Source organism: Collinsella sp. SGI.184 (genome assembly GCF_050313415.1).
In the GTDB taxonomy this organism is placed as follows: domain Bacteria; phylum Actinomycetota; class Coriobacteriia; order Coriobacteriales; family Coriobacteriaceae; genus Collinsella.
Genome location: NZ_JBNPLJ010000039.1, coordinates 1 through 1,281, shown reverse-complemented (window position 1 = coordinate 1,281; position 1,281 = coordinate 1). Strand labels below are relative to the sequence as shown.

General features: G+C 68.9%; 1 protein-coding gene. It reads right to left on the bottom strand.

Annotated elements, in window-relative coordinates:
- Positions 1-26 precede the first annotated feature (26 nt).
- The coding region (locus ACQRAJ_RS08705; RefSeq protein WP_427748379.1) for an IS3 family transposase at positions 27-1,281 on the bottom strand (1,255 nt) is incomplete at its 5' end.

The following is a 1,281-nucleotide window of genomic DNA, read 5'->3' as shown; positions in this document are numbered from 1 at the left end:
GGGACTGCGGACGATTTCTTGGACCGTTACGCGGCCCTTCCCAGCGCGGCGCGGAACTCGGCCGGCGTGCGGCCGCCGAGCGCATCGCTGCGCCTCTCCGTATTGTATCGGCCGATCCAGCCCCCGAGTTCCTCGATGAAGCGGGCAGGGGTCCAGCCCGACCAGTCCCTGCCGTGCCAGAACTCCCTCTTGAGCAGGCCGAAGAAGCCCTCCATCGCCGCGTTGTCCGGGCTGCAGCCCTTGGCGGACATGCTCCTGGCGAGGCCGTGCCCCTCGCAGATCGAGATCCAGCCGGGCCAGCGGTAGTGGCCGCCGCGGTCGGAGTGGATGACGGGGCGCTCGCCGGGCGCGAGCAGCGCGCAGGCGTCCTCGAGCGTCGAGTTGGCGAGCGCGGCGTCCGGTCTCTCGCCGGCCCTCCACGCCACGACCGAGGAGTCGAAGCAGTCCCTGATGGCCGACAGGTAGACCTTCCTGCCGGAGGGCAGCCTGAACTCGGTGATGTCGGTGAGCCACAGGAAGTTCGGCAGGGCCGAGCGGAAGTCGCGGCGCACGAGGTTCGGCGGGGCCGGCGTCGGCTCGCCCGCATAGGAGCTGTAGGGCCTCCTCTTCCTCCTCATCCACCTGGGGACCAGGCCCTCCTCGCGCATGATGCGGAGGACGACCTTCTCCGAGGCGCGCACGGGCTCGTCGAGCTCGCGCAGGCGCGCCGTCACGAAGCGGTACCCCCGCGCCCCCTCGCCGTCCTCGGTGAAGATCCTGCGCACGAGCGCGCGCAGGGGCGCGCGCCGGTCGGGCCTCGCGATCGCGCGGCGCTGGTACTCATAGGAGCTCTTTGATATCCCCAAGGAACTCGTGAGTTCTCTCAAGGACCACTTCCCGCACGGCCTCAGGCGGTCTATCACCAGGGTCTTCTCCCTGTTCGACATCCCGTCGAGGCTCTCGGCTTTTAAAACGTCCTGCACCGCCCTCAGCACCGCGTTCTCGAGCCTGAGCCGCTCGATCAGGGCGTCCTTGTCCTCCGGGTCGATGTCGGGGTAGTCGGGGCCGTCCCCGACGAGTCGCGGCAGGTCCATTCCTCCACCGGCCCTTCCCGCGGGCTTGCGCACGTCCCTGATCCAGCGCCAGACGGACGTCTTGCCGGGCCCGCCGAGTATCTCGGTTATCTCCATGACGGTGAGCCCGGCGCCGCGAAGCGCCCTGGCCCTCTCCACCATTCTCCTACTGTATGCCATGCGGACTCCGTTCCGGACCTCAACGGTCCAACTTTTTGTCCGCAGTCCC